Raw genomic sequence first — 19,508 nt, 5'->3', positions numbered from 1 at the left:
ACGTTATGCCACTCGCCACACCGCATCACCGCCGGTCACATAGACCGTGCTGTCCTGCGCGGGACGAATCTGAAAACCACCGGTGAATTCGCCGAAGGCTGGCAGCAGACTGACTTGCCGGCCCAGGTAAAAACACGCCAGCCGCAAGCTTTGCCGGCCGCGCCCGTGTAGCCGATACACCGGATGAACGTGCCCGGCCAGTACGTGCAGGTCAGGGTGCGGATCGGGCTCGTGCTGCAGTGCAAATGGCCCGAGTGACAAGGGCTCGGGGACCACATCGATGCCCAGATAAGCGGGTGGATCGCCAGCCCGTTTGTCATGGTTGCCGCGGATGAGTGTGATGCGCAGCGTCGAGCGTTCTGCCCGCCATTGTTCCAGCGCCGCCAGCGTGCCAACCGCGTGAGATTCCGGCGCGTGCAGGAAATCGCCCAGAAAGATCAGATGATCGCAGGGATAGGCCTTCAAAAGGCTGTCCAGGCGGCGCAGATTCTCCTGTGTAGTGCCGTGCGGCACCGGCTGGCCGAGCTTGCGATAGGCGGCCGCCTTGCCAAAGTGCGCATCGGCAATCAGCAAGGATCGTTCGGCGGGGTAGTAGATGGCCTTGTCGGCCAGCAACCACAGCTCTTCTCCTGCCAGCGTGACAGCCAGATACGGGTTCATTGTTCAGTCTCCGGGCCGGCGGCTTTCTCCAGGTCGCGGACCATTCGCGCGATGCGGTCGGCAAGTTTCTCCGAACTGAGGCTTTCGCGAAAGCGTTCGACCAGCAATGGAAAGGCCAGCGGGGTCGCGCGCTTTATTGCGTGCAGGTCCAGCGTGCGGCTGTTGATCTGGCGCAACGTCAGTTCCAGACGTTGCAGGTCCAGTTCTTGACGCAGGACTTCCTGTTCGGCCTGGGTCAGCAGCATGTTGTCCGCGTCGTACTGCTTGAACACCTCGAAGAACAGTCCGCTGGATGCCTGAAGCTGACGATTGCTCTTGGCCGCGCCAGGGTAGCCGGAAAACACCAGGCCGGATATACGCGCGATTTCCCGAAAGCGCCGCAGGGCCAGCTCGCCAGCGTTCAGGCTGGCGATAATATCGGCTAACAGATCCGTTTCGCTGAACAGGTCAGCCTGCAACGCTTGCGCCCAGTCGATCTCGCTGGCACTGAGCAACTCCAGCCCGTAGTCGTTGACGGCAATGGAAAAGGTCAGCGGCCGATGCCGGCTCAGGCGCCAGGCCAGCAGGCTGCCCAGTCCCAGGTGCACGTGTCGGCCGGCGAACGGGTAGAGGAACAGGTGCCAGCCTTCGCGGGATTTGAGTGTTTCGGCCAGCAATGTGTCGCGTCGTGGCAGCCCTGACCACTGCTGCTGTACTTCCAGCAGGGGTTTGATGGCACACATTTCCGGGCTGTTGAATTCGCCTCGTGCAGCGGCGTCGAACTTCTCCACCACGGCATCCGCCAGTTCGCTGGACAGCGGCATTCGACCGCCATTCCAGCGTGGCACGGCGGCTTTCTCGCCGGTCGCACGCTTGACGTAGGCCGTCATGTTTTCCACTCGAACCAGCTCCAGCAAGCGTCCGCCGAACAGAAAGCCGTCACCGGGTTTGAGTCTGGCGATGAAGCCTTCTTCGACGCTGCCCAGCGAGCCACCGCCGCCACCTTTTTTCCAGTATTTCAGGTTGACGGTGGCCTCACTGACGATGGTCCCCACGCTCATGCGGTGACGTCTGGCGAGACGCGCATCGGGGACGCGCCAGACGCCGTCCTCGTCAGGTTCGGCACGGCGATAATCAGGGTAGGCGGTCAGTGAGTGGCCGCCGTTGCGGACAAACGCCAGCGCCCATTGCCATTGCTCGTCGCTGAGGTCCCGGTAAGCCCAGGCGCTGCGTACCTCGGCGAGCAGCTCATCAGGCAGGAAACCACCGCCCAGAGCGATGCTGACCAGGTGTTGGACCAGCACGTCCAACGGCTGGAGCGGTGATTCGCGGGGCTCGATCATCCGTGCTTCGACGGCGTCGTGAGCGGCAGCGGCTTCGACCAGCTCCAGGCTGTGGGTCGGCACCAGCGTCACGCGCGAGGGGCGACCCGGCGCGTGGCCTGAGCGCCCGGCGCGCTGCATCAGGCGCGCGACACCTTTGGGTGAGCCGATTTGCAACACGCGCTCCACCGGTAGAAAGTCCACGCCCAGGTCCAGACTGGAGGTGCACACCACAGCCTTGAGTGCGCCTTCTTTCAACGCGCGCTCGACCCAGTCTCGGACCTCTCGCGCCAGCGACCCGTGATGCAGGGCAATCAACCCGGCCCAGTCGGGGCGGGCTTCCAGTAGCGCCTGATACCAGATTTCCGATTGTGCCCGAGTGTTGGTGAACACCAGACAGCTCGCGCTGCTCTCCACCTCGGCGACGACCTGCGGCAACATGCGCAAGCCCATATGCCCGGCCCACGGGAAGCGTTCGATGGACGGCGGCAGCAGCGTATCGACCTGTAAGTCCTTGACGATCTTGCCTTGCACGGTCACGCCGCAGTCGCCGATCAGCACCTGCTGCGCGTGTTGCTGATTGCCCAGCGTCGCGGAAATGCCCCACACGATCAGTTGCGGATTCCAGCGCCTCAGGCGCGCCAGGGCCAGTTGCAACTGCACGCCGCGCTTGTTGCCGATCAACTCGTGCCATTCGTCCACCACCACCATCTTCAGTGTCGACAGGGCGACCTGAGCGTCGGCACGGGTCAGCAGCAGCGTCAGGCTTTCAGGGGTGGTGATCAGGGCAGAGGGCAGCCGCCGGCTCTGCCGGGCCCGTTCGCTGCCGCTGGTATCGCCGGTGCGCAAGCCGACCGACCACGGGATATCCAGTTCAGCCAACGGGGCCTCAAGGGCTCTGGCGGTATCGGCGGCCAAGGCGCGCATGGGCGTAATCCACAGGACACTCAGCGGTTCAGCGGGCGGTTTGCGTTTGCGGGGTTTGTTGTCAGCGGTGAGCGTATTGGCTTTGGCGAAGCGGTTGAGCGCAGCGAACCACACGGCGTAGGTCTTACCCGAGCCGGTGCTGGCATGCAGCAATCCGGACTCGCCGTTTTTTACCGCTGCCCAAACTTCCTTCTGAAACGCAAAGGGCTTCCAGCCCCGGGCGAGAAACCATCGTCGAGCGAAATCGGTGGGTCTGCTCATCCGTTTGAGTGTGCTCTGAGTGGCGTTAAGTCAGAGACAGCAGAGAAAGGGTAATAGTTTTAAATGGTTATGTGGCTGATCGTTCCTGGATTACCCATCGTGCCGATGCTCCGCGTCGACATGCCGTTCTGGACGCTCTGCGTCCTGTTTATGACGCGCAGCGCAGTGAAATGCATTCCCACGCTGGAGCGTGGGAACGAGATTTGAGGGGGGGGGCCAGACGTGTGTACGCAGCAATCAGTGCTACTTCAGATTGCCGCTCAAGAACTGCTGCAAACGCTCGCTTTTCGGATTGTTGAGTACTTCGTCCGGGTGGCCGGACTCTTCGATCTGGCCCTGGTGCAGGAACACCACCTGGCTCGCCACCTTGCGTGCGAAACCCATTTCGTGGGTCACCAGAATCATCGTCCGGCCTTCTTCAGCCAGGCCTTGAATGACTTTCAGCACCTCACCGACCAGCTCCGGGTCCAGCGCGGATGTCGGCTCGTCGAAGAGCATGATTTCCGGCTCCATCGCCAGCGCACGGGCAATGGCCACGCGCTGCTGCTGACCACCGGAAAGAAACGCGGGGTACTGATCGGCAACACGCTCCGGCAGACCGACCTTTTCCAGGTATTTGCGCGCGCGCGCCTCTGCTTCGGCCTTGGGCACGCCCAGAACCCGGCGCGGCGCCATGGTGATGTTTTCCAGCACGGTCATGTGCGCCCACAGGTTGAAGTGCTGAAACACCATCGCCAGCCGCGTGCGGATACGCTGCAGCTCATCTGGGTCGGCAACGCGCATGCCGTCCTTGTCGCTGACCATGCGCACTTGCTTGCCATCCAGGCTCATCGCCCCGTCACTGGGTTGTTCGAGAAAATTGATACAGCGCAAAAAGGTGCTCTTGCCGGAGCCGCTGGCCCCGATCAGGCAGATGACGTCACCGCTGCTGGCCTTGAGCGATACGCCTTTGAGCACGTGATTGTCGCCATAGCTTTTGTGCAGGCCATCGATGGTCAGTTTTTGCATGACAGGTCCTCAAGGAGAAAGTAGATAGCCGCTGCGATAGGCCTGGGTGCCGGCGATGTGCGCAATGACCATGCCGGCAGTCGCCATGCGGCGCAGCGAACGCGCATACAGCAGGCCTGCGTTGAGGGCATGGATGCAGGTCACGGTGTCGCTGATCGGGTCGATGACCTCGGCAATCAGCTGGCCGGCCTCGACGTGTTCGCCAGGCATCGCACAGAACACCAGCAGGCCGCCGACCGGCGTAGCCACCGGTTCGACCGCTGCCAGTGGCGTAGCGGGGTAGAGCAGTTCGGGCAGCGGCTGCAGATCGCCGTCGATGATGCCGGCGTCGATCAGGTAATGGATGATCGCCTGACAGTCGCGGCTGGCCAGCGCATGGTTCACATCGCCTTGCCCGCGCAGCTCCAGGGTCACTGAAAAGCTGCCCATGGGAATCGGAAAACGCTCGCCAAAGCGTTGCTGCAATTGCCACCAGACCAGCGTAAAGCACTCATCGAACGACTGCCCGCCTGAGTCGGTTGCCAGCAGGCTGGCTTGCGCGCCCAGGTAGCGTGATAGCGGTTCGACTTTTGGCCAGGCCTCGGGCGTGGTGTACAGGTGCTCGACCGACTCGAAATCACAATGCAGGTCCAGCACCATGTCGGCGTCGCAGGCCAGGCGCTGCAGGGTCAGACGCAGCGATTGCAACTGGGTGGTCGCCGACAGGGCATTCAGCGCCGCCAGCAGGCTGTCCCTGACCAGTGCGCGGTTGTGCTCTGCGTCGGCAGTCAGTCGGGCTGCAATGTCATCACCGACCTGAGTGCCGAGATCGCTGAACCAGCGATTGAAATTCTGGCCGCTTTCCAGCTCGTAGCGGCCCAGCGGGGTGTCCATCAGCACCTGTTCCAGACCGATCGGGTTGGCGACGGGCACCACAACGATTTCGCCCAGCAGGCGCCCGGCATTTTCCAGTTCGGCCAGACGCTGCTTCAGGTACCAGGCCACCAGCATTCCTGGCAGCTCATCGGCATGCAGCGACGCCTGGACATAGACTTTGCCGGTGCCGTTTTGCGGACCGTAATGGAAGCTGTGGATCTGCCGGCCAGTGCCGGGCACTGGCGACAGCAAGTCATGGGTGTGGTGGCGCATGTTCAGTCCTGATTAATGGGCCGGGCCGAGAAAGGCCAGCCAGCGGCGTTCGGCAAGGCGGAACAGCCCGACCAGAATGAACGTCACGGTCAGGTACATGACGGCGGCGATACCGAAGGACTGGAAGGTCATGAAAGTGGCAGAGTTGGCGTCCCGCGCCACTTTCAGGATGTCCGGCACCGTGGCGGTAAAGGCCACGGTGGTCGAGTGCAGCATCAGGATCACTTCGTTGCTGTAATACGGCAGCGAACGGCGCAGCACCGACGGCATGATCACGCAGGCGTAAAGCCTCCAGCCGGTCAGGCCGTAGGCCTTGGCCGCTTCGACTTCGCCGTGGGCCATGCTGCGGATCGCCCCGGCAAAGATCTCCGTGGTGTAGGCGCAGGTGTTCAGAGTGAAGGCCAGGATCGTGCAGTTCATCGCATCGCGAAAGAACGCATCAAGCATCGGCTGTTCACGCACCGCAGCAATGCTGTAAATGCCGGTGTAGCAGATCAGCAACTGTATATAGAGGGGCGTGCCGCGAAACAGGTAGGTGTAGAACTGCACCGGCCAGCGCACCCAGCGGTTTTTCGACACCCGCGCAATCGACAGCGGGATCGACACGCAGAAGCCGATGGCGATGGAGGCGCTGAGCAGCCACATGGTCATCGCCAGGCCGGTGACGTTGACGCCATCTGTATAAAGGAAGGGCTTCCAGTATTCCTGCAGCAATTCGATCATCGCTGTGCCTCCCGGCTGCCTGCGGCGTAATACCGCTCAGCCCAACGCAGGGCGAAGTTCGAGGCGCTGGTGATCAGCAGGTAGATCAATGCCGCCAGCACCAGAAAGTAGAACAGCTGATAGGTGCTCTTGCCCGCGTCCTGTGACGCCTTGACCAGATCGGCCAGGCCGATGATCGACACCAGCGCAGTCGCCTTGAGCAGCACCTGCCAGTTGTTGCCGATGCCCGGCAGCGCATAACGCATCATCTGCGGGAACACGACGTAACGAAAGCGCTGGCCGCGTTTCAGTCCATAGGCTGTCGCTGCTTCCACCTGACCGCGAGGTACGGACAGGATCGCGCCGCGAAACGTCTCGGTGAAATACGCACCATAGATGAAGCCCAGGGTGATGACGCCTGCGCCGAACGGGTTGATCTCGATGTATTCCCATTCCATCGCGTCGGTCAGCATGGTGAGCCAGGTTTGCAGGCTGTAGAAAATCAGCAGCATCAACACCAGGTCCGGAACACCACGGATCAGTGTCGTGTAAATTTGCGCCGGCACGCGCAGCAGCGCCGAGCTCGACAGTTTGGCGCTGGCCCCGATCAGTCCGAGCAGAATGCTCAGAGCAAGCGACAGCACAGCCAGTTTGACGGTCATCCAGGTGCCTTCCAGCAACAGCGGGCCAAAGCCCTTCAGGCTGAATGCCGAGAGTCCCAGGTTTTGCATGAGTGCATCGAGCATGGATAGGCCTTGTTACCAACAAAAACGCCCACCGATCGGGCGACGAATCATCGCCGAAATCGATGGGCGTCGGGGTGTTATTTACCGCTATAGAGATTCAGGTCGCCAAAGTGTTTTTTCTGGATTTCAGCATAGGTGCCGTCGTCGTGCATCGCCTTGATGCCTTTATCCAGCAGCGCTTTGAGTTCCTTGTTGCCCTTGGCAATGCCGATGGCGGTTTTGGCCGGCAGCAGTTCGCTGTCGACAGGCTTGCTGACTTCGTAGTCGGCACCGGCTGGCGATTTGAGGAAGCCCAGTTCGGCCTGCAGCATGTCCTGGATAGAAGCGTCCAGACGGCCCGAAGTCAGGTCGGCGTAAACCTGGTCCTGGTTGGCATAGGCCTTGGTGGATACACCAGCCTTGTCCAGTACGGCCTTGGCGTAGGCTTCCTGGATGGTGCCTTGCTCATAGCCCACGGTCTTGCCTTTCAGGCTGGCCGGGTCGGCGGTCAGGCCTGCACCTTTCTTGAACACCAGCGAGGTCGGGCCGGAGAACAGTTCGTTGGAGAAGTCGATGACTTTTTCGCGAGCCGGGGTCACGGTCATCGAGGAAATGACGCCGTCGAATTTGCGTGCCTTGAGGCCAGGGATCATGCCGTCGAAGTCGCTTTCGACCCATTTGCAGGTGACTTTCAGCTCTTTGCAGATCGCGTTGCCCAGATCGATATCGAAACCGACCAGGCTGCCGTCGGCCGCTTTGGACTCGAACGGTGCGTAAGATGGATCGACGCCGAAGCGCAGTTCCTTGTATTCCTTGGCCATGGTGTTACCGGCGGCGATGCACAGAGCCAGTGCAGAAAGAGTCAGCCATGCTTTTTTCATTGTTCAGTCCTTAAAACCTTAAATGGGGCGTTGGGAATACGCGAAGCGTGCTACCGGCAAGTGCCAGACAGGCATTGGTTAGCAATTTCCGAACCAGAGGAACGAACGTGCGTTTGAAATATAAGGGGTTGTCGCTATTTCATATAAACGGCTGGCAATAGGCCGCCCATGCGCGCTTACAGGGCTGGTGTTCATCGCCCGGTCCTACACAAGATGCTTGTTCAGGTAAGAAAGAGCGGAAGATTGGTAGCGAATCGGGAAGTTTCCTGCATGGAGACGGGATGATTCGTTCGTCGGTGTTTCAAAAAGGTGCACAGTATTTACCGTGCGTCTTTTTGGTGCTCTAGTTCAGCAGGTCCTGCAGCGTCGCCAGACTGTCGGCTTCGGCGACCGGCTTGTCCTGCCGCCAGCGCAGCATGCGCGGAAAACGCACCGCGATGCCGCTCTTGTGGCGCTTCGACAGCGCGATACCTTCAAAGCCGAGCTCGAACACCAGCGTCGGGGTGACGCTGCTGACCGGACCGAATTTCTCCACCGTCGTCTTGCGAACGATGGCGTCGACCTTGCGCATTTCTTCATCGGTCAGCCCCGAGTAGGCCTTGGCGAACGGCACCAGGGTGCGTTCACTGGCGTCGGGCGGGCCGTCCCACACTGCAAAGGTGTAGTCGCTGTACAGGCTGGCGCGTCGTCCGTGACCGCGTTGCGCGTAAATCAGCACGGCGTCGACACTGAACGGATCGATTTTCCATTTCCACCACACCCCCATGTCTTTGGTGCGACCGACCCCATACAACGAGTCGCGAGCCTTGAGCATCATGCCCTCGACGCCCAGGCTGCGAGAGGCCTCGCGCTGGGTGGCCAGATCGAGCCAATCCTTCCCGCTGAGCACCGGGGAGGGCATCAGCACCTCGCTCTGGCAGGTTTCGATCAGCGCTTCCAGTTGCGCACGGCGCTCATGTTGCGGGCGACTGCGCCAGTCATCGCCTTGCCACTCCAGCAGGTCATAGGCGAGCACCACGACCGGGACGTCGGCAAGAATCTTTTTGCCGAGCGTCTTTCGGCCTATGCGCTGTTGCAGCAGGGCGAACGGTTGAACCGAGGGCGCAGCCGCAGGCGCATCGCTGTTCAAGGCAAACTCCGCATCGGCATCGGGGTTCGCATCGGGGGCTTTCCAGACCACGATTTCGCCATCGATCACCGTGCCGTCCGGCAGGCACTGCACCAGGCTGTGCAACTCCGGAAAACGGTCGGTCACCAGCTCCTCGCCGCGCGACCAGATCCACAAGCGTCCGTCACGTTTGACCAGTTGCGCGCGAATACCGTCCCACTTCCATTCCACCTGCCAGTTCTGCGCCGGACCGAGCAACTCCTCGAACTGATCGGCGGGCTGTTGCAGGGAGTGGGCGAGAAAAAACGGGTAGGGCTGGCCGCCGCGTTGGGCGTGCTCATCTTCGGATTCAGGCGCGATCAGCTTCAAATAGCGTTCGGCGCTGGGTCGGTGCGACAGGTCGGTGTAGCCCACCAGTCGTTGTGCGACACGCTTGCTGTCGATGTCTGCCAGCGCTGCCAGCGCACGGGTGACCAGCAGCTTGGACACGCCGACGCGGAAGCTGCCGGTGATCAGCTTGATACAGACCATCAGGCTGCTGCGGTCCAGCTGCGACCAGAACAGCGGCAACCGCTCGGCGAGTTCTTCAGGCGGCAGGCCGCGCAATGGCAACAGCTTGTCTTCCATCCAGGTGGCCAGACCTTCGTCATTACTGTGGTCGGCCTGGGGCAGTAACAGCGACAGGGTTTCCGCCAGGTCGCCGACCGCCTGATAGCTTTCTTCGAACAGCCATTCCGGCAGATTTGCCAGGGTCATTGCCTGCTCGCGCAGCACACGAGTAGGCACCAGTTGCCGTGGACGTCCGCCTGACAGAAAGTACACCGCCCAGGCGGCGTCCTCTGCAGCCGCCTTTTCGAAGTAGTCGCGCATGGCGGCAAGTTTGGCGTTGCTTGACGTAGTCGCGTCCAGTTGTGCGTAGAGTTCAGCGAAGGCTTTCATGACTGAGCCTCACCCGTGCCTGCCGCCTCGGGTTCGCTTGTTGCCGGGTTGCTGTCTTCTTCATCGCCGTATTCGGTGCTGAAGCCTTGCGCATCCAGGCCCAGTTCACGCAGGTAGCGCACCAGTATGCCGACCGAACCGTGGGTCACCATGACGCGTTCGGCGCCGGTCTGTTCGACAGCCCATAGCAGGCCCGGCCAGTCGGCGTGATCGGACAGCACAAAACCACGATCCACACCGCGCCGGCGTCGTGTGCCGCGCAGCATCATCCAGCCGCTGGCAAACGCATCGCTGTATTCCCCAAAGCGCTTCATCCAGCTGCTGCCGCCTGCCGAAGGCGGGGCGAGAATCAACGCTTGTCGCAGTGCGGGATCGGTCTTTTTGAAATCGCCGGCGTATTGGGTTTCGGGGATGTAGATGCCGCCCTCGCGATACACACGGTTCAGCGGTTCAACGGCGCCGTGGACCAGAATCGGCCCGATCTGCGCGTCGATGCCATGCAGAATGCGCTGGGCCTTGCCGAACGAATAGGCGAACAACACGCTGGCCTTGCCCTGGGCTGCATTGGCACGCCACCACTGGTTGATGCCTTCGAATATCTGCGCCTGCGGTGCCCAGCGATAGATCGGCAGGCCGAAGGTCGATTCGGTGATAAAGGTATGACAGCGCACCGGTTCGAAGGCCGCACACGTGCCGTCCGGCTCGACTTTGTAATCGCCGGAAGCAACCCAGACCTCGCCTTGGTACTCCAGTCGCACTTGCGCCGACCCCAACACATGCCCGGCCGGATGCAGGCTCAGTTTCACGCCGTGATGGGTGATGGTTTCGCCATATTCCAGGGTCTGCAGATTAATGTCCTGCCCGAGGCGCGAACGCAGAATGCCCTCGCCACTGGCCGCTGACAGGTAATGCTCGTTGCCGGTACGGGCATGGTCACCATGCGCGTGGGTGATGACTGCCCGTTCGACAGGACGCCATGGATCGATGTAGAAATCACCGGGTGGGCAGTACAAACCTTCGGGGCGTGCAACGACAAGATCCATGGGGCAACCGTATGGATGGGCTTGTTAGCTATGAGCCGGTAAGGATCTGGAAGTTCGGGGAGTTTGCGTGAGGGCTGCGGAGCGTGAGGTGCGATAAATGTCCAAAAGAACACTATCGTGCATAAAAGCGCTTTTTTGTCGCGATGGCACAGACGACGCCGAGTGCGACGTAAGTGACAGGACGAAGGAACCCGACGAAGTCGGGCCGGAAACCGGAGCGAAAGGCGTTGGTTACTTTGGCCTCATCAAAGTAACTCGACGAGGGGCGAAAAGGTGACTTGAGTCGAGCCTAAATCCACCTGACACCACAGAACCGCTGTGTGACGCGGAGCGTCACGAAAGGCATTACCACACTGGAGCGTGGGAACGATAGGTGTCCTGGAGAACATCCTCGTGCCCATGCTCCCTTTCGGCGCTTACTTGCCCGGCGTCAGCGTCAGGCGCTGTTTGCCGTAGCCTTTTTCGTAGTTCTGTTGTTGCACCGGAATCGACTGGTACTGGCCTTTCTGCCACGGCTCGATGCTGTTGGCGTAATACGGGCTGGCCGGGTTGCCGGATTGGCCGGTGCTGATCAGGCCGGTCATCGGTTCGACCAGGCTGAAGTCGACAATCATGCGCAGACCGGGTGCCATGCGGGCGTCGAAGCCCTTGCCCCACTCGAAGCCGGACACGTTCAGCGTCGTGTGATCACCCCCCGCTGCTGTGGCGCCACGGTTGAACTCGCCGCCACCCAATTGTTTGGCCAGCGGGCTGGTCGAGGCCCAGTTGTCGCGGTGCAGTTTGCCCCATTGCCAGGCCTTGTGATCGCTGCCCAACAGGCTGTCGCCGCTGGTGATGGCGGCCGCCAAACTGCGCGCAAGGATGGCCGGTTTATCTTCCTTCTGCGCGGTTTTGACGTCATCCCAAAACGGACTGTCATCGCGACCCAGCAAGTGGTCGGCCTGTGGCGAGTAGGATGAACTGGCGTTGGCCACCAGTGCCTGCCAGGCAGGGCTGGTTTCCGGGCCCAACTCATCAAGGAAAATCTGCTTGGCGCTTTCCTGCAGAAACAGCTCGTACAGCGCCGCATCAGCCGAAGTCGCACTGAGCTTGCCATCGAACGCCATCAGGCGCGTGAGCGCTTCGCGGGCCTTGTTGCGCTCAGCTTCGGGCAGAGCATCAATGGCCTGTTTGAGCGGCTTGCTCATGCCCGGCGCCTGGAACATGGTCTTGAGCTTGGCGGCGAACGTCGTGGTCTGGTCGTATTGCATGGCGATGGTGCTGCGCAGGTCCTGCTTGCCGCCGTTGGCGAGTTCGGCAATCCGCTCGGCGCGCTCCGGGTAGCCCCACGAGTTGGAGAGCTGCATGCCGTAGCCTTTCGGAATCGTGCGCTGGTTGGCCGCTGCAAGCCAGCCCTGGCGCGGATCCTGATCATAGGGGTGGAGCATCGAGTCGGCGAAGCCGTCCCAATCGTACTTGCCATCCCAACCCGGCGAAGGCAGCAGGCCCTGGCCTTCACGGCGGTTCGGGAAGCGGCCGGTGACCTGCCAGCCAATGTTCGAGGCGTCGGCAAAGATCATGTTCAGGGTGATCGCCCGAATCTCGCGGCTGGTATCGAAGGCTTTCTCGACGTTAGGCGCACGGGACAGGTCGAAGAACGCATCCAGGCTCTTGTCGTCCTTGAAGGTCGGAACCTGCAGTGCCAGGCTCAAACCGTTGCCGGGCGGGGTTGCAGAGGCGTTGAGCAGCGCGCCGTGGCGGGTTTCGTACACGGTTTCACGCAGCGGGCTGCCGCCCTTGACCAGAAAGGTTTCCTGATGAGCCGCCGCTGGCAGCCATTTGCCGTCAGCCATATAGGAGACGCGGTTGCCTTCGCGCTTGATCTTCTCCAGAAACAGGTCCTGGTTGTCGCCCTTGACGTTGCTCATGCTCCACGCCAGTTTGCCGTTGAAACCGCTGAGCACCAGCGGCATACCGGCGATGGTGACACCGGACACCTGATATTTCGGTGCGCGGATCTGCACGAAGCTCCAGGCAGAATTGAGCCCGGCAGGCAGCTGCATGTCACTGGCGAGCAGGCTCTTGCCGTTTCGGCTGCGTTGTGGCGCGATGGCCCAGTTGCTGGAGGCCGCGACGCCGAGCATGTTCAGGTCCGAGAGCTGCAGGGCGATCCTGTTCAGATCGCTCAGGCCGGTGACCTGATTGTTCAGGTTCAGGCCCTTGAGCTTGTCGGCTTCGGCAAATGGCAATTCTTCGTCAGGGTAGGTCGGCAGTAGCCAGGCGAGCTTGTCCGCGCTGACTTTCTGCGCCAGAACCAGCGCCGACAGCTCTTCCTGCAGGTTGACCGACAGGCTGAAGTTGAGCAGGCTGAAGATCAGCGCCGAGTCTTCCGGCTTCCAGTATTCCGGCTTATAGCCCGAACTGGCGATATCGGCAGGCAGCTTGTCGCGATAACGGAACAGGTAGGCGTTCACGCCGCGCGCATAGACATCGAAGAAGCGTTTCAAGCGTGGCGATGCGGCGTTGTACAGGTCGCTGGCATTCTGCTTGAGGTTGACCGAGCGCATCAGGCGGTCGACGTCCAGCGCATCGGCGCCGGCCATTTCCGACAAACGGCCCTGCGCCAGCAGGCGCATGCCGAGCATCTGACTGATCCGATCACCGGAATGAACGTAGCCCAGCGTGAACAGCGCATCGTGGTAGCTGCTGCTTTCTATCAGCGGCATGCCCATCGTGTTGCGGCGCACCGAAACATTTTGCGCCAGCCCTTTGAGCGGGAACGTCCCGGAAACAGGCAGCACGGTCTCGGGATCGCCGCCGCCCAACTGGCAGCCGGCAAGGCTCAGGAAGCTCGCCGCAGCGGCGGCAGCGCCGAATCGGGGTAGAAAATGACGAAGGGCTGGCGAGGCCATGGGCAAGCTCCTGGAGGGGTAACGTACAAAAGCCGCTACGTTAGAGAGCAGGCAAGCCGCACGCAAGCGGCACGGACTAGTTTATTTCAGGATTTTGCAGAGGCTGACCAGACGCCTTTAGTTCGCAACGCTCTGCGCTACATGGCAGCCAGTGGCTACATGCCTTAGGTCCCTAACTGAAGGCATGCAGCACGCTCAAATGAAAACGGCCTGCAATGCAGGCCGTCGTCAGAATGCTCCGCGCCTTACGCGCCGTGGCATTTCTTGAATTTCTTGTCGCTGCCGCATGGGCAGGGATCGTTACGACCGACATCCTTTAGGGTATTGCGCACTGGCTCCTGATGGGCGTGACCGCAGTTCGGACCGTGTACATGGCCGTGCTGGTGGTCGTGGTGATCGTGATCATGGTCGCAATCGGGGCCATGCACATGGGCTTGCTGGTTCATCGGTTTTACTCCGCAATTAAAACTGGCGCGCATTATCCCGCAAATCATGGCAAAGCAGTACCGCCATATCAGGATTCGCATAGCATCGATTTTTAAGTATGCTTAGTTTTAGTCGAGCGTTTTTCAGCGTTCTTTATTTCATGTGCAGAGCCAACTCCATGACCCGACAGGAACGCATCGCCAGGGCAATCGCCGCCAGTGGCCTGAAGAAAGGTGAGATTGCCGCACTTTGCGGCGTGGCCAACTCTGCCGTCACCCAGTGGATCAGCGGAGAAAGCAAGAGCCTGAGGCCGGAAAACCTTTACGCACTGGCTCGTGCCACGGGCTTTCGTGCCGAGTGGCTGGCGATTGGCGAGGGGCCGGAAAAGGCGCCTGCCTTCGACGCCAACGTTGCGCTGATCGATCAGCCGAAAATGTCCTTCCGTTATCCGGTGATCAGCTGGGTCTCGGCAGGCTCGTGGGAAGAGGCGGTTCAGCCTTACCCCGACGGTTTTTCCGACCGCTATGAAATCTCCGACTACGACTCCAAGGGGCCGGCATTCTGGCTGGAGGTCAAGGGCGATTCGATGACCGCACCCACCGGCGTCAGCGTGCCGGAAGGGATGCTTATTCTGGTGGACACGGAGGCCGACGTGCAGCCTGGCAGGCTGGTCATCGCCAAGCTGCCCGCCAGCAACGAGGCGACGTTCAAGAAGTTGGTCGAGGATGGTGGCACACGCTACCTGAAGCCCTTGAACCCGGCGTACAAAATGATCGAGTGCGGTGCCGACTGTCGCATTATCGGCGTGGCCGTGAGGATGACCGGCAGGCTGTAAGCCCTGCGTGGCAGGGCGTGCGGGCATTTTTGTCCAAGATGCTCGGCAGGACAAGTCCTACGAAATGCGTGCGAGGTTCATGCAGCTGGAATACTGTATTTATATACAGTTATGCCTCGGAGGCTATCATGGCTGGCAGTAATAATGGATCGACAGGCAGGTCTTCCTACGAACAGATCGGCAAGCGCATTCAACGGCTGGTCTCCGCGCCGAATGTTCAAAAGACCCAGTGGGTCATCGTCGTCCGTCGTGATGATGAGCCCTTGGACAGCTGGAACGTGGTGCTGCAGGAAATCGAAGAGACCGAAGGCATCGAGATTGACCGTCAGCCAGACGGTTCGATAAGGATCGGCTGGCAGCGCTACATCGACAATTGACCTCAAGCCTCTGATGCTCGCCCGGTAGCGCGGTGGGTTGATGGCATATGTTTACCTGTTTTTTTAAGTATGCTTAATTTTCTGATTTTTGAACGGTGCCGACGCCGCAGCAATTCCCGGCAGGTCCCCCAGTGTCTGAATTTTTCTGTGTTCGTGAACGGCTGTATTTCTTGAACGGAGTCAGAAGCGATGGATATCTTGAATGGTTTGGCAGACCGAGGCGAATGGCTGGTAGCCGGGTGGGTGCGATCATTTCTGGCTGGTGGCATAAGGCAGGTCTGCTTGACTGGCGTGCCTGGCTGGTTTTTCTGGTGACCGGTGTGGCTTGTGCTGTGTTTCTCACCGGCATTGCCAGTGATTACCTTGGCGTGGCAGACCCGCGCAACACCACGGGCGTGGGGTTTCTGCTGGGATCGTTCGGCGGTGCGCTGATCAGTGCCGTCAATCGGGCATTGTGGGCCGCGGACATCTGGAAGTTTCTTCTGGAACTGATCAAGGGCAAGCTGGGCGGATAGCCGGAATGATCATCGGCGCTGGATCAGGTCGTGCGGCAGCACATCGCCTGATGTGCCGATGCGGACGTTGTGCCTGAATACGATGCCGGTCTTGAGCTTGCCGTCCAGCCGATAATGGATCAGCTCATCAGGCTTTTTCAGCAGTTGAGCGATGTACCGTGCGTAGCGCCAGAGGTTGGTGCGAATCGGCACCACAAAGGTTTTGCGGCTATTACCGTCGACGACAAACCAGTCGCTGAACGTGTCATCGACGAGGACCACGTCATTGAGGGTGATCTTGTACTTCAGGCCACGCACCAGCAAGCTGTCTTCATTGGGGTTTTCAACTTCGAAGTACAGCTTGAAATCCTGCTGTGTCAGCCTTGCCTTGACCACCTGGACCTTCAGCAAATGCACTTTCGGTTCCTGAGTGCGGTCAAAACTCAGGAGTGAGCATCCGCCGAGCCCGAACAGGATCAACGCAAGGCTTATGATTCTTGTAATGTGCGCCTGAAAAAACATGGATGTGCTCCCTTTGACGCCTGAGTCTACCAACTCGACGTTCAACGGCAACGCGCTTATTGCGCTGTATCACGCTACGCCATACTTTTACTGACGTGCATATCGGTGTCTTCTTCCATGAATCTCTACGAAATTGTCTTCAGCGCTGAACTCGTCGCCGGAGCACAACCCGAGAAGGTAAGGGCTAACCTTGGCAAGCTGTTCAATGCGGATGCTGAACGTCTGGACCTCCTGTTCTCGGGGCGCCGACTGGTTCTGAAAAACAATCTCGACGCCGCAACCGCAGAAAAATACCGCGCCACCCTGGAGCGCGCAGGTGCTCTGGTGAGTGTGCTGGAAATGAATACGCCACCGCCCATGGAAGAAGTCGAACTGGCGCCGCCGCCCGACGCACCGACCTGGTTGCGCAAGACCTCGGTCAGTCCGGGGCGTTTGCAGATCAAACCGCGCGACGCTTACATGGCGGCTTTTGTGGACGTCGATGCGCCGGACTACTCGGTTGCAGAAGCGGGCGTCGAGTTGCTGCCCGGCAAGCCTCAGCCTGTTGCGCCGCTGCTGGATCTCTCGCGTTTGAGCCTGGCCCCTGTGGGCAGCGACATGGGACAGGTGGAAAAGCCCGAGTCGCAGGAGGCGCCCGATACGTCACATCTGAAGATCATCCCGGAGTGATGCTGCGAGCCCGCTGAATCCTGAAACGGAATTATTTTCAATCAGCCCTGTTACTTTCGAGCGTTCGTCCGGCTAACAGGCATTGAGAAGTATTCCATCAGGAGTTGCCCGATGTCCCGTTCGTTAGACACCCTTCTGCGTCCCAGTCTGTTGGCCGTGGCGATCGCCCTGTGCACGCCTCTGACCAGCCCGCTGTCGATGGCGGCGCAGCAGGCCAGCGTGGTTGCCTATGATCTGCCCGCAGGCCCCATGGCGACCACGCTGAATCGGATCTCCAGCCAGGGTGGTCTGGCACTGAGTCTTGACCCGGCGTTGGTCGCCGGCAAAACCAGCTCGGCGGTGAAAGGCAATTTCGATGCGGCGACGGCCTTGCGCGAGGCCCTGCGTGGCAGCGGTCTGCAACTGGTGCAGAGCAGCGCTGGCACCTACACGCTGATGGTCATGGAACAGAACGCCTTGAACCTGTCGGACGTCAACATCAACGCCAATAGCACGCCCGTCGAAGGTTCGGAAGCAGCGGGTTATCGCAGCGAGACCGTCAGCAGCGTCGGCGCGCTGGGTGGCATGAGGCTGCAGGACACGCCTTATTCCATCAGTGTCACGCCTCAGGCATTGCTGAAAAACATCCAGGCCACCTCGCTGGACGATGTCATCAAGCACAACCCGTTCACCCAGATGTACTCGCCGACCAGCGCCGGCTACGCCAGTGCCGTCAACATTCGTGGTTTCAGCAGCGCGGGCAGCCTGAACATCGCCAATGATGGCCTGCGTTTCACCAACGGTGCCGACGGCAGCAACTACATGGAAGAGATGGAACAGCTGGAAGTCATTACCGGGCTGACCGGCTTTCTGTATGGCCCGGCCTCGCCGGGCGGGCTGGTCAATTACGTGCTCAAGCGCCCGACCTATCAACGCTACAACAGCGTCACCCTGGGCAATGCCGGGGGTGAGAATTACTACCTGCACGGTGATTTCGGCGGGCCGATCGACAGCGAGGGCAAATTCGCCTATCGCCTCAATGTGCTGACCCAGGATGGCGAAACGGCCGTCGATCTGAACAAGCGGCGTCGCGAGATGATTTCCCTGGCGCTGGACTGGAACGTGTCCGACGACCTGCTGGTGCAGTTCGACGCCTCGCACAAGAAGACCGAGATTCGCGGCCTGACCAGCTACTGGTATTTCGGTGACCAGTCCCTGCGTCCCAGCGCGGCATCACTGGACAACGACAAGCTCTACAGCCAGAAGTGGTCGTTTTCCGATTATGAGTCCGACAAGGCCGGTGTTCGCGCCAAATGGCGCTTGAACGATACGTTCACCTTGCGCGCAGCCTTCGCTGCCCAGCAGTACACCTCGGAGAACACCTATACCGGGCCGACGGTCTACAGCGCGGGTCTTTACTCACAGCCGCTGTATGCCTTCGCCCCGATTGAAACCGAAGAAAAGACCGGCTCGTTGTTTCTCGATGCGGCGTTCGATACCGGTTTCATCGGTCACAAGGTCACCGTGGGCTATCAGGGCAATACCTCGCGCCAGAAACAGTACGAGGATCACATCCCGTACACGCCCGATCAGCCAGGCCCGCAATACACCTCGCCGGTGGGCACAATACCGCTGGACCAGACGCCTCAGGTCGGTAAACCGTCGTACTCGATCGGGCATGGCGACCAGCGCTTGGCCAACAGTTCGGAAAGCAACAATGTCCTGATCGGTGACGTCATCACCTTCAACGAACAATGGTCAACGATCCTGGGTGTGACCAACACGCAGATCAAAACCTACGCCAACGAGTTCGTCTATGCCAAGGCGTTCGGCTCGGCGGAAACCGAGACGAAATACAATGAAAGCAAGACCTCGCCAAACATCTCGCTGGTCTATAAACCACTGCCGTGGCTGACCACCTATGCGACGTATATAGAAGGCCTGCAATCGGGTGGCGTCGCGCCTAGCGGTACGCTCAATGCCGGCCAGGCGTTTGCGCCTGAAATCAGCGAGCAATACGAAATTGGTGCCAAGGCGACGCTGGGCGAAACCCTGCTGACCCTGGCGCTGTTCAACATCGAAAAGCCCAACGGCTACACCACGGGTGGCAACATTTACGTGGTTGACGGACGTCAGGAAAACAACGGCCTGGAATTCAGCGTCACCGGCAAGGTCATTCCGGAACTGACTGTGGTTGGCGGCTTCACCTTACTGGACCCGAAAATCAAGAAAACCGGCGTCGCCGCGGATGAAGGCAACGTGCCGACCAACGTCGCCAAACAACTGGCCAAGGTCTATGCCGAATACGACATCAACCCGGTACCAGGCTTGGCCATGACTGGTGGGGCGTTCTACACCGGCAAACAATACACCGATCAAAGCAACGAAAACGACCTGCCGTCCTTCACCACCTTCGACGCCGGAGCCCGCTACCGTTTGCGCCTCTCAGAAAACGACCTGACCCTGCGCGTCAACGTCAGCAACCTGACCAACAAGGAATACTGGCTCAACAGCAGCTACCTGGGCGACCCACGCACCGTCGCGTTCTCGGCGCAATTGGAGTTTTAAGGTGAGCCCAATCCACCTGATAAGGCAGACCGCTGTGTGACGCAGAGCGTCACGAACTGCATTC

16 protein-coding genes and 1 pseudogene are annotated in these 19,508 nt (G+C 60.2%); 5 read left to right on the top strand and 12 right to left on the bottom strand.

Going from position 1 to position 19,508, the window contains the following annotated elements:
- Positions 1-3 precede the first annotated feature (3 nt).
- The 11 genes from pdeM to PCPL58_RS29980 all read right to left on the bottom strand — a co-directional run bounded on the left by pdeM (position 4) and on the right by PCPL58_RS29980 (position 14,020).
- Positions 4-660, bottom strand: coding sequence for a ligase-associated DNA damage response endonuclease PdeM (gene pdeM, locus PCPL58_RS21580; protein ID WP_065350411.1), 657 nt, complete (start codon positions 658-660; stop codon positions 4-6).
- Positions 657-3,149 carry a ligase-associated DNA damage response DEXH box helicase gene (locus PCPL58_RS21575; protein WP_065350410.1) on the bottom strand — a complete coding sequence of 831 codons (2,493 nt, stop codon included), beginning with the start codon at positions 3,147-3,149 and terminating at the stop codon, positions 657-659. The genes pdeM and PCPL58_RS21575 overlap by 4 nt, the downstream gene beginning before the upstream one ends.
- Positions 3,150-3,392: 243 nt before the next feature.
- Positions 3,393-4,157 carry an ABC transporter ATP-binding protein gene (locus PCPL58_RS21570; protein WP_003431202.1) on the bottom strand — a complete coding sequence of 255 codons (765 nt, stop codon included), beginning with the start codon at positions 4,155-4,157 and terminating at the stop codon, positions 3,393-3,395.
- Positions 4,158-4,166: 9 nt separating this feature from the next.
- On the bottom strand, positions 4,167-5,285 hold the full coding sequence (locus tag PCPL58_RS21565) for a succinylglutamate desuccinylase/aspartoacylase family protein (RefSeq protein ID WP_003431200.1): 1,119 nt from the start codon (positions 5,283-5,285) through the stop codon (positions 4,167-4,169).
- Between the two features lie 12 nt (positions 5,286-5,297).
- A complete protein-coding gene (locus PCPL58_RS21560) occupies positions 5,298-6,008 on the bottom strand; it encodes an ABC transporter permease (RefSeq protein WP_065350409.1) in 711 nt (236 codons plus the stop codon).
- Complete coding sequence (locus PCPL58_RS21555) at positions 6,005-6,733, bottom strand: ABC transporter permease (protein WP_003363567.1); 729 nt, start codon at positions 6,731-6,733, stop codon at positions 6,005-6,007. The genes PCPL58_RS21560 and PCPL58_RS21555 overlap by 4 nt, the downstream gene beginning before the upstream one ends.
- 77 nt (positions 6,734-6,810) lie before the next feature.
- Positions 6,811-7,593 carry a transporter substrate-binding domain-containing protein gene (locus PCPL58_RS21550; RefSeq protein ID WP_003363566.1) on the bottom strand — a complete coding sequence of 261 codons (783 nt, stop codon included), beginning with the start codon at positions 7,591-7,593 and terminating at the stop codon, positions 6,811-6,813.
- 343 nt (positions 7,594-7,936) lie between these two features.
- Entirely contained in the window at positions 7,937-9,640 is a 1,704-nt protein-coding gene (locus PCPL58_RS21545) for an ATP-dependent DNA ligase (RefSeq protein WP_003431199.1), read from the bottom strand.
- A complete protein-coding gene (locus PCPL58_RS21540; protein ID WP_010436866.1) occupies positions 9,637-10,683 on the bottom strand; it encodes a ligase-associated DNA damage response exonuclease in 1,047 nt (348 codons plus the stop codon). The genes PCPL58_RS21545 and PCPL58_RS21540 overlap by 4 nt, the downstream gene beginning before the upstream one ends.
- A 416-nt stretch (positions 10,684-11,099) precedes the next feature.
- On the bottom strand, positions 11,100-13,574 hold the full coding sequence (locus PCPL58_RS21535) for a penicillin acylase family protein (protein ID WP_065350408.1): 2,475 nt from the start codon (positions 13,572-13,574) through the stop codon (positions 11,100-11,102).
- A gap of 245 nt (positions 13,575-13,819) precedes the next feature.
- A complete protein-coding gene (locus tag PCPL58_RS29980; protein WP_003431196.1) occupies positions 13,820-14,020 on the bottom strand; it encodes an SEC-C metal-binding domain-containing protein in 201 nt (66 codons plus the stop codon).
- A 158-nt stretch (positions 14,021-14,178) separates the two neighbouring features.
- Between PCPL58_RS29980 and PCPL58_RS21525 the strand changes: the two genes are divergently transcribed.
- The 3 genes and pseudogenes from PCPL58_RS21525 to PCPL58_RS21515 all read left to right on the top strand — a co-directional run bounded on the left by PCPL58_RS21525 (position 14,179) and on the right by PCPL58_RS21515 (position 15,727).
- Positions 14,179-14,835 (top strand): LexA family protein, encoded by a 657-nt coding sequence (locus tag PCPL58_RS21525; RefSeq protein ID WP_003431195.1) that lies wholly within the window; start codon positions 14,179-14,181, stop codon positions 14,833-14,835.
- 128 nt (positions 14,836-14,963) lie between these two features.
- Positions 14,964-15,212, top strand: coding sequence for a DUF1654 domain-containing protein (locus tag PCPL58_RS21520; RefSeq protein ID WP_003363552.1), 249 nt, complete (start codon positions 14,964-14,966; stop codon positions 15,210-15,212).
- 189 nt (positions 15,213-15,401) lie between these two features.
- A pseudogene (locus tag PCPL58_RS21515) lies at positions 15,402-15,727 on the top strand (MFS transporter).
- Between the two features lie 9 nt (positions 15,728-15,736).
- Here PCPL58_RS21515 and PCPL58_RS21510 read toward each other — a convergent pair.
- The gene (locus PCPL58_RS21510) at positions 15,737-16,228 is read right to left on the bottom strand and encodes an LEA/WHy family protein (protein WP_065350407.1); all 492 of its coding nucleotides are present in this window, start codon (positions 16,226-16,228) and stop codon (positions 15,737-15,739) included.
- A gap of 117 nt (positions 16,229-16,345) precedes the next feature.
- On the opposite strand from PCPL58_RS21510, the gene PCPL58_RS21505 reads away from it, so the two are divergent.
- Together PCPL58_RS21505 and PCPL58_RS21500 are read left to right on the top strand one after the other, a co-directional pair.
- Positions 16,346-16,897 carry a hypothetical protein gene (locus tag PCPL58_RS21505; protein ID WP_065350406.1) on the top strand — a complete coding sequence of 184 codons (552 nt, stop codon included), beginning with the start codon at positions 16,346-16,348 and terminating at the stop codon, positions 16,895-16,897.
- A 111-nt stretch (positions 16,898-17,008) separates the two neighbouring features.
- A complete protein-coding gene (locus PCPL58_RS21500; RefSeq protein WP_065350405.1) occupies positions 17,009-19,444 on the top strand; it encodes a TonB-dependent receptor in 2,436 nt (811 codons plus the stop codon).
- Positions 19,445-19,508 lie beyond the last annotated feature (64 nt).

The organism is Pseudomonas cerasi (assembly GCF_900074915.1).
GTDB lineage: Bacteria > Pseudomonadota > Gammaproteobacteria > Pseudomonadales > Pseudomonadaceae > Aquipseudomonas > Aquipseudomonas cerasi.
Note: the sequence above shows the minus strand (reverse complement) of the source record. Positions and strands in the feature narration are given on the sequence as shown.

What these genes read in the sequence shown, in the direction of transcription:
- PCPL58_RS21505 (WP_065350406.1), top strand. Translation starts at nt 16,346, where the DNA reads ATGAATCTCTACGAAATTGTCTTCAGCGCTGAACTCGTCGCCGGAGCA.
- pdeM (WP_065350411.1), bottom strand. Translation starts at nt 660, where the DNA reads ATGAACCCGTATCTGGCTGTCACGCTGGCAGGAGAAGAGCTGTGGTTG.
- PCPL58_RS29980 (WP_003431196.1), bottom strand. Translation starts at nt 14,020, where the DNA reads ATGAACCAGCAAGCCCATGTGCATGGCCCCGATTGCGACCATGATCAC.
- PCPL58_RS21570 (WP_003431202.1), bottom strand. Translation starts at nt 4,157, where the DNA reads ATGCAAAAACTGACCATCGATGGCCTGCACAAAAGCTATGGCGACAAT.
- PCPL58_RS21555 (WP_003363567.1), bottom strand. Translation starts at nt 6,733, where the DNA reads ATGCTCGATGCACTCATGCAAAACCTGGGACTCTCGGCATTCAGCCTG.
- PCPL58_RS21550 (WP_003363566.1), bottom strand. Translation starts at nt 7,593, where the DNA reads ATGAAAAAAGCATGGCTGACTCTTTCTGCACTGGCTCTGTGCATCGCC.
- PCPL58_RS21575 (WP_065350410.1), bottom strand. Translation starts at nt 3,149, where the DNA reads ATGAGCAGACCCACCGATTTCGCTCGACGATGGTTTCTCGCCCGGGGC.
- PCPL58_RS21500 (WP_065350405.1), top strand. Translation starts at nt 17,009, where the DNA reads ATGTCCCGTTCGTTAGACACCCTTCTGCGTCCCAGTCTGTTGGCCGTG.
- PCPL58_RS21510 (WP_065350407.1), bottom strand. Translation starts at nt 16,228, where the DNA reads ATGTTTTTTCAGGCGCACATTACAAGAATCATAAGCCTTGCGTTGATC.
- PCPL58_RS21520 (WP_003363552.1), top strand. Translation starts at nt 14,964, where the DNA reads ATGGCTGGCAGTAATAATGGATCGACAGGCAGGTCTTCCTACGAACAG.
- PCPL58_RS21525 (WP_003431195.1), top strand. Translation starts at nt 14,179, where the DNA reads ATGACCCGACAGGAACGCATCGCCAGGGCAATCGCCGCCAGTGGCCTG.
- PCPL58_RS21545 (WP_003431199.1), bottom strand. Translation starts at nt 9,640, where the DNA reads ATGAAAGCCTTCGCTGAACTCTACGCACAACTGGACGCGACTACGTCA.
- PCPL58_RS21540 (WP_010436866.1), bottom strand. Translation starts at nt 10,683, where the DNA reads ATGGATCTTGTCGTTGCACGCCCCGAAGGTTTGTACTGCCCACCCGGT.
- PCPL58_RS21535 (WP_065350408.1), bottom strand. Translation starts at nt 13,574, where the DNA reads ATGGCCTCGCCAGCCCTTCGTCATTTTCTACCCCGATTCGGCGCTGCC.
- PCPL58_RS21560 (WP_065350409.1), bottom strand. Translation starts at nt 6,008, where the DNA reads ATGATCGAATTGCTGCAGGAATACTGGAAGCCCTTCCTTTATACAGAT.
- PCPL58_RS21565 (WP_003431200.1), bottom strand. Translation starts at nt 5,285, where the DNA reads ATGCGCCACCACACCCATGACTTGCTGTCGCCAGTGCCCGGCACTGGC.